Below are 7,709 nucleotides of genomic sequence, written 5' to 3'. Positions count from 1 at the left end.
AACGGTCTCCTTACATCTTTCCCTACAAGTTCCTGATCTCATTCAGAAGGTGATCGCGTTGTCGGGGGCGTTCCTCGCTCCGTCGTTCGCGGCGGTGTCTGCGGCGGAGGACTTGGCGTGGCTGCGGTTGTACCAGCTGATCGGTACGGAGGAGACGGCGGTGGAGACGAGCCGGGGCACGTTCGACTTTCTGGAAGCGAACCGCCGGTTTCGTCCGTTGCTCGAAGCCCGGGACGCGGACGTCCATTATGTAGAAAAGGCCGGCAAGCACCTCTGGGGCTTCTGGCAGCAGGAGCTTCCAGACGCTCTGCGCTGGGCGCTGGCGGAGTAGGCGGGCGGCGCGGGGCCATTGGGGCGCCGGGTGGGGCAAGCGCGGGGATACCGCGGGCGGCCGTTAGCGGAGTTCTCCGCTAAATCGGGCCCCTAGGTCGCTTTTGCGGGGCAGTTACCGGAGTTCTCCGGTAACTCGGGCTCCCAGGCCGCTTTTGCGCGCCTGTTACCGGAGTTCTCCGCTAACTCCGAGCACCGAGGCTCTGTAGCGAAAGTTTTGTTACGGGAGCGGTAGCGCCGGCGGCACTACGACTCCCGCGGGTCGTAGCGGGCGCGGAGACCGGCAGCGATGTCGCGGATGGCGGACGGGGCGCCGGCAGGAAGCGGGGACGGTTCGCCGAACGCGGCGGCGAGCGAGCCCAGCCATGTGTCGGCGCCGGGAAAATCCGGCTGCAGCTCGGTTAAGCTGCCCATGACGGCCGGGCGGACGTCGAGCGCCGCGCCGGCAGCCGCAGCACCGCCGACGCCTCCCGCGCGGCGGTAAAACTCCCGCACGACGGCGGCGCGCGCGGCGGAATCGCCTTCGACGTTGACGAACGCCTGCACCGCATAGGCGCGAAGCTGCCGACGCTGCGCCAAGCCGCAAAACTTGCGCCCGTCGATGCTAAGGTCGTATTCGCCGGGGCAATAGGAGCCCGACACCTCCCCGGTGTCGAAACGGACGCCGTACGGCTCGAGCGTCTCGGCAAGCAACGCCGCCATGAGCCGAAAGTCGCCGTTCATGTCGAGCCGGCCCGGCGCGCTCCGGCGCACGAGCGTCACGTTCACGACGCCGAGGTCGAGCGGCACCGCCGCGCCGCCGGAGTTGCGCACCATGACGCGGTACCCTTCTTCGCGTTCGAGCCAATCCATGGCTTCCGCGGCGCGAGGCAGGCGGCTGTCGCGCAGCCCGAGCACGAACGCCCGCTCATGCCGCCAGAGATGGACGGCCGGAACGGGCATGCGATCCTCGCCCGCCTCGCGGCACAGCCACTCCTCGCAAGCGAACGGATAGTAGATGTCCTCGTCGGACGATAAACGCAAATGGGTAATCAACACAGGAAAGGCACCTCGATTCCGTACCAAGAGAGCGTAAGTGCCCCCATTGTAACGGACCTTGCGGCCCCAAGCAAACCGGAAACGCGGAGATGTAATGTGCAGACAACAAACACGCTTGCACATCGGCGCGTGTAGCGCTCGCAGCCCTCCAGCCTAACGCCGGCCGCGTAAAGCGCAAGCATTCGTGTGTCGCCCAAACCTATAAAAAAAGCCCGGACGCCGGCGCGTCCGAGCTTTCTTCGATTCATTTTCCATAGGAACGAATTAGTCCTTATCCACCAAATCCCGCTGCAAGTATTCCTCCAAAATGTTGGTCACGTGGAAGATCGTATGTCCAAGGTCGTTGATGTTCTCCACCGTATGCTCGCATTGCGGGCCGTATGACATATCCTCGTCGTAGTGCGACAGATGCCGCTCGATTTCGGGCTCCGACAAGCCGTCCGCGACTTGCCGGCTCCGCACCGTGCCGCGGTCGGCGTACACGAAAATCCGTACGACGCTGTCCCCGAACTGCCGGCGCAGGATGTCCGCTCCGTGGCGGTTGAGGATGAGATACACGCTTCCCTTTTCGTACAAGGACATAATATCGGCTTCTTTAATGCCGTATCGGTTGCCGTCGATCGTCAGATGCTCGATGAATTCGCCCGCCGCGACCGACTCCCGGAACGCCGCTTCGGTGACGAAGTGGTAATCTTGACCGTCTTCCTCGATCGGACGCCGCGCTCTCGTCGTGTACGAGATGACCTTCCTCAGACCCAGCGTCAGGCCGACCGCGTCCGCCACCGTCTTCCGGCCGGAGCCGTCCGGTCCCGTGAACACGAAAATATATTTGCCGTCCGTCGCCGTCATTCGCGCCACCTCCATGATTAGTTTCTATGCATGCATTTATCATATAATGATACGTCTAAATATTCAAAAAATATTTTCGCGCTCGAAAAAACCGTCGATTATCCGCCCCGCCTCTGCTAAAATAAGGTTGCTAATTCACGATGCGAAACAATTCGGGCGGAGCCCGTGAAGGCGGAGAGGTGCCTATGACTATGCATGACGAATACGAATTAGAAGTCGTCAAGATTAAAAAAGACCTTACGTCCGAGCAGATGCTCAGCGTCATTTTCGAATACACGGCGAAAATCGCCAACGAACGCAGCCTGGAAAACGTGCTGATCCTCATGGCGAACATGGGGCGCGAGATGGTCGTCGCCGACCGATGCTCGGTGTGGCTCATCGACGAGCGGACGAACGAACTGTTTACGACGGTCGCCCACGGCGTCAAGGAGCTTCGCATTCCGCTGACGTCCGGCCTCGTCGGCATGTCCGTCGCCTCCGGCGAGCCGGTGTTCATCGACGACGCCTACACGAACATCCCTTACCGGGACGTGCTGCTCAGCGGCGCCATCGCCACCGACAAGCGGACCGGCTACCATACGAAAGCGCTGATGGTCGTCCCGTTCCAAAACAACGAAGGGCGCGTCATCGGAGCGTATCAAGCGGTCAACAAGATGACGGAGGCCGAGGTGTTTTCGAATAAAGATCTGGAGTATTTGAAGCTGGCCGCTTCGTACTCCGGCAAATCGATCGAATCCGTCATGCTGCAGCAGGAAATCGAAGAGACGCAGAAGGAGATCATCTTCACGATGGGCGAGATCGGCGAAAGCCGGTCGAAGGAGACGGGCAATCACGTCAAGCGCGTCGCGGAGTATTCGTATATCCTGGCGCTCGGCCTCGGGATTCCGCAGGAGGAAGCGGAGAAACTCAAGCTGGCGTCGCCGATGCACGACATCGGCAAGGTCGCCATCCCCGACGCCGTGCTCAAGAAGCCGGGCAAGCTGACGGAGGAAGAGTACGACATTATGAAGACGCATACGACGATCGGTTACAACCTATTGAAAAACTCCCGGCGCGAGCTGCTCAAGATCGCCGCCGTCGTCGCGTCGCAGCATCATGAGAAGTGGAACGGCCGCGGCTACCCGAACGGGCTCGCAGGCGAGGATATCCATATTTACGGCCGCATCACCGCGATCGCCGACGTATTCGACGCGCTCGGCAGCGAGCGGGTGTACAAGAAAGCATGGGACCTCGACCGAATTATGAACCTGTTCCGGGAGGAACGCGGCCACCACTTCGACCCGAAGGTCGTCGACGCGTTCTTCGAGCAGCTGCCGAAAATTTTGAAGATTCGCGACGAGTACCAGGACGCGATTCCGGAGACGGCGGTATAAGCCGTTCCCGGCGGGCGCCGCTAGCGCCCCCATCGCGCTACTCAGGAAAGAGGGCTTGTTCGAGCCGCCGCCTTCGTAAGGCGGTCTCCCGAACAAGCCCTCTTCTTATTTCATCGCGATCGTGCAGGCGCCGATGACCTGGCCGTCCCAAAGCAGCTCGAGCGCGTCGCCGTCGCGGACCGGTCCGACGCCCGCCGGCGTGCCCGTGAAGACGACGTCGCCTGCGTCTAAGCCGTACGTCGACCCGAGGTGATCGAGCAGCGTCTGGAACGAGAAGATCATGTCGCGCGCGAAGCCGCGCTGCGTCGTCTCCCCGTTCTTGCGAAGCTCGAACGGCGTCGCTTCGACGGCGGCGGCGCCGGGGAACGGCATCCAGCCGCAGATCGGCGCCGAGTTGCGGAAGCCCTTGGCCGCCAGCCAAGGGTGCCCCTGCTTCTTCAGCGTCGATTGCACGTCGCGCAGCGTAAAATCGAGCCCGAGCGTCATCCGATCGACGAGCTCCTCCACGCGCGCCCCCGGCGCATACGGCTTCGAGACGCGCAGCACGATTTCCGCTTCATGATGCACTTCGCCGACGCCGGCCGGCATTGCGATCGTGCCGGCGACCGGCACGATCGCGTGCGTCGGCTTTAGGAACGCCATCGGCGCCGCCGGCACGTCGTTGCCCAGCTCCTTCGCATGAAGCGCATAATTGCGTCCTATGCAGTATACATTGCGATATTCCATATTCGTCATGCGGTTTCGCTCCCCTTCTCGCTTTCGGCCATCCGCTGCCGCATCGCGGCTACTTCACCGTCTCGTCGTTCACGAACTCGCCCTCGTACACGAGCCGCCCGCTCGTGTCGTACAGCTTTCCGTACCCGTGCTTCGCGCCGCGCTTGAACGTCCCCTCGTACCAGGTCCCCGTCGTCCCGACGCCCGCGTTGCGCCAATCGTAAAACAGCCGGCCGACCCCGTGCATGAGCCCGTTCTCGAAGCGTCCCCGGTACCGCACATACCCGCTAGGGTAGTACAACGCGCCTTCGCCGTGGTACGCATCGTTCCGGAACGGCCCCCGGTACAAGACGACCGAGGCGCCCGTCGACGCGTTCGTAACGCTGTATTCCGTTCCGGTGCCGCTGCGCAGACCGTCCGCGAAATCGCCCTCGTAAACGACGGCCTTGCCCGAATACAGCGTACCGGCGCCCGAATACTTGCCGTCGAGAAAGCCGCCTTCGTACCACTTCTCCAAGCGGCCGGCGGCGTTCCGCGCGAACAGCGAGCCTCTCCCGTTCAGCGTGCCGTTCGCGATGTCGCCGTAATATTCCAGCTTACGGACGAGGGCGACCGGCGTACCGTCCCGGAACGTACTCTCCTCGATCTTCGCGATGCCGAGCGCGGCAACGTTCGGATTCGCTTCGTCGTAGACGAACGTTCGCCCGTACCCGTGCCGCACGCCGTTCCGCCATTGCCCGTCGTACGTTACCATACCGTCCGCGTAAGACTTTCCCTCGCCGTCCCGCAGACCGTTCGCGAAGTCCCCCGCGTACGCCAGCCGGCCGTCGTCGTATTGGCGGCCGTACCCGTGCAGAACGCCGTCTTTCACTTGTCCGATATACAACCGCTCCGACTCGTAGACGACGCCGGCTTCGGTCGCCCGCTTGCCTGCGTACGTCCGAATTTCCGCGAAGCCGTTCAAGGGGTCTTCACCGGCGGCCGTTTCGGGCACATCCGCTTCGTCGAGCAGCGCGGCTCGTTCCTCGGCGTCCAATCCGAAATATAACAGCGGATCGCCCTTCGAAGCCAGCTTGCCGGCCGTATGGACGACCGGCGTGGCGAGCGTGGCGTCCACTCGCCGCTCGCCTAGAATCGTCCTTCCGTCGGATTCGTACAGCGTGATCGTCTCGCTCTCGTACGCGAAGCCGCTTCCGTGCTTCTCGCCGTCCTTCCAGCCGCCGATATACGCAGTCCCCCCTTCGGCGTCGAACGCTTTGCCGTGCCCGGACCGCCGGTCGGCGATCCAATCGCCGGCGTATACCGGCCGCCCGTCCTCGTACGCGACGCCGAAGCCGACTCGCAGGCCGCGCCGCAGCTCCCCGTCGTAGACGAGCTGCCCTTCTTCGTCGTACAACCGTCCGGCCCCTTCCATGACGCCGTCTTTCCATTCGCCCGCGTACGCCAGCCGGTCGCCTACGTACCAGGAGCCTTGCCCGTTCGGCAGGCTGCGCGCGAACGAGCCGACGTAATGCCGTCCGGAGGATTCGTATAACGTCCCGATGCCTTCCGCGCGCCCATGCGCGAAGGCGCCCTCGTACAGCAGCGCGCCGTTCCGATACAGCTTCCCTTGGCCGTGCATCGTTCCGCTCGCGAACGCGCCTTCGTAGACGACTACGCCGTTTCGCTTCCACACGCCCTGTCCGTGCGGCACTCCGCCGCGCGTCTCGCCGGCGTACGCGAGCTTGTCCGACGCGGCGGCGAGACTCGCGATGTACAGCTCAGGCGGCGATTCGACGACGACGGCGCCCGTCGCGGCGCTCCACCGGAGCTCGAGCCGCAAATCCGCGCGAACCGACTCCGCGGGCACGTACAGCTTGCCGTCGCGGACGGCGGCCGCCGTCCCGCGCACGTACGCCGCGCTGTTCGCGACGACCGAGCGCGACCCCGGCTCGTATATGACCGTGCGCGGGCCCGCCTGCACCGTAAACCGCGTACCGTCCTCGCTCCACGCTCCGGCGAAGCCGAGCGCGTCCATGAGCGGGCGCAGCGGCAGCATCAGCTCGCCGTCCTGCCGGTACGGCGCCGCGGGAACGGACGTCTCGTTCACGTATAGGCGGTACGGCTCGGCGGCGTCCGCGGCGGGCGAAGCGCCCGCGGCGGACGCCAGCAGCGAAGCGATGACCGCGGCTTGCAGCATTTTCGAATTCCTCATGGTGAGCGCCTCTCCCTATGGTTGTGTCGTCGCCTCGATCGTTCCGTCCTCGAGCACCTCGGCCCCCGCGGACAAGCCCGACAGCTTTCGAAGCAAAGCGGCGCGGCTCTCGGCGTCCATCGGCTGCGGCTGCGGCGTATCCGCCCGGAACGGAACCATGCGCAGCTCGCATTCGCCGCCTTTGCCGCACGTCGCTTCGAGAATGCCGGTATCGTACGTCAGCGGGTTTTTCGATTTCGTAAATATAAAATTGCCTAAGCTGTACGCGATCCAGCCGTCGCCGTACCGCTCGAAGCCTTGCAGCACATGGGGATGGGAGCCGACGACAAGATGGGCGCCGGCGTCGACGAAACGCCGCCCGAGCTCCACCTGCTCCTGCGGATGCGGCTCCTCCGTCCCCTCGTCGCCCCAATGCGTCAGCACGACGACGAGATCCGCCGTCTCGGCGGCTTTGCGGATTTCCTCCACCGGCCGCGTGTAGTTGTATGTATCCGCGAGTCCGAGCTTGTCCTTCCCGGCCTTCCAATCCGTGTCCGGAATGACGCGGCTGAAGCCGAACACGGCGATGCGCAGTCCGCCCGCCTCGATATATTCCGGCGCGAACGCCTCGTCCGCGTTCTCCCCGGCGCCGACGTGCAGCAGTCCGTTCTCATCGAGATGCCGCATCGTGTCGCGAAGCGCCTCCGGTCCGAAATCCAGCGTATGATTGTTCGCAAGGTTGACGAGGTCGAAGCCCGCCTCTCGGAACGCCGGCAGGGCGGCGGGATCGCTGCGGAATTCGTAGGTTTTCAGGCCCGGCTTCTCGCCCGCCGCTTCCGTCACCGCCGTCTCCAGGTTGGCCATGGCGATATCCGCCGCTTGCAGCACTTCGCGCACATGCGTATAGGGATAATCGAAGCCGTTGCGCTCCAGCAGCGTGCCGACGTACTCCCCGAGCAAGACGTCGCCGACGAAAGCGAGCCGTACCGAGCCCGGCGACGCCGGGTCCGGCGCGTCCGCCGGCGGCGTCTCCGCGCCCGCGTCCGGCGACGCGTCCTCGTTCGGCTCCGTGTCCCCGTTCGGCTCCGCGTCCCCGTTCGACGGCTGCGCGCCGGGCGAGCCCGTTCCTTCGCCGCGTTCGGCCGGTTCGGCCTCGCCCGCGGCGGGCCGCTCCGCGTCCGGCGACGCGCCCCGCATCGTCTCCTCGGGAGACGACGCCCAGACGTTCCAGG

The 7,709-nt window shown here is 64.4% G+C and carries 7 protein-coding genes; 2 read left to right on the top strand and 5 right to left on the bottom strand.

Annotated features, from left to right (window positions below):
- Positions 1-331 (top strand): alpha/beta hydrolase-fold protein (locus VEZ38_RS07750; protein WP_324892779.1); only part of this gene is annotated, 331 nt, incomplete at its 5' end.
- Positions 332-576: 245 nt separating this feature from the next.
- On the opposite strand, the gene VEZ38_RS07745 is transcribed toward VEZ38_RS07750, so the two are convergent.
- Together VEZ38_RS07745 and VEZ38_RS07740 are read right to left on the bottom strand one after the other, a co-directional pair.
- On the bottom strand, positions 577-1,365 hold the full coding sequence (locus tag VEZ38_RS07745; protein WP_324892778.1) for a lipoate--protein ligase family protein: 789 nt from the start codon (positions 1,363-1,365) through the stop codon (positions 577-579).
- Positions 1,366-1,632: 267 nt separating this feature from the next.
- The gene (locus VEZ38_RS07740; protein WP_324892777.1) at positions 1,633-2,217 is read right to left on the bottom strand and encodes a guanylate kinase; all 585 of its coding nucleotides are present in this window, start codon (positions 2,215-2,217) and stop codon (positions 1,633-1,635) included.
- 185 nt (positions 2,218-2,402) lie between these two features.
- Between VEZ38_RS07740 and VEZ38_RS07735 the strand changes: the two genes are divergently transcribed.
- The gene (locus VEZ38_RS07735) at positions 2,403-3,590 is read left to right on the top strand and encodes an HD domain-containing phosphohydrolase (RefSeq protein ID WP_324892776.1); all 1,188 of its coding nucleotides are present in this window, start codon (positions 2,403-2,405) and stop codon (positions 3,588-3,590) included.
- A gap of 105 nt (positions 3,591-3,695) precedes the next feature.
- Here VEZ38_RS07735 and VEZ38_RS07730 read toward each other — a convergent pair whose 3' ends face one another.
- The 3 genes from VEZ38_RS07730 to VEZ38_RS07720 all read right to left on the bottom strand — a co-directional run.
- Positions 3,696-4,325 carry a fumarylacetoacetate hydrolase family protein gene (locus VEZ38_RS07730; protein ID WP_324892775.1) on the bottom strand — a complete coding sequence of 210 codons (630 nt, stop codon included), beginning with the start codon at positions 4,323-4,325 and terminating at the stop codon, positions 3,696-3,698.
- 49 nt (positions 4,326-4,374) lie between these two features.
- The gene (locus tag VEZ38_RS07725; protein ID WP_324892774.1) at positions 4,375-6,498 is read right to left on the bottom strand and encodes a stalk domain-containing protein; all 2,124 of its coding nucleotides are present in this window, start codon (positions 6,496-6,498) and stop codon (positions 4,375-4,377) included.
- A 15-nt stretch (positions 6,499-6,513) separates the two neighbouring features.
- The coding region (locus VEZ38_RS07720) for a CapA family protein (protein WP_324892773.1) at positions 6,514-7,709 on the bottom strand (1,196 nt) is incomplete at its 5' end.

It is taken from the genome of Paenibacillus sp. (genome assembly GCF_035645235.1).
Taxonomy (GTDB): Bacteria; Bacillota; Bacilli; order Paenibacillales; family YIM-B00363; genus Paenibacillus_AE.
This window is presented reverse-complemented; position numbering and strand designations above follow the sequence as displayed.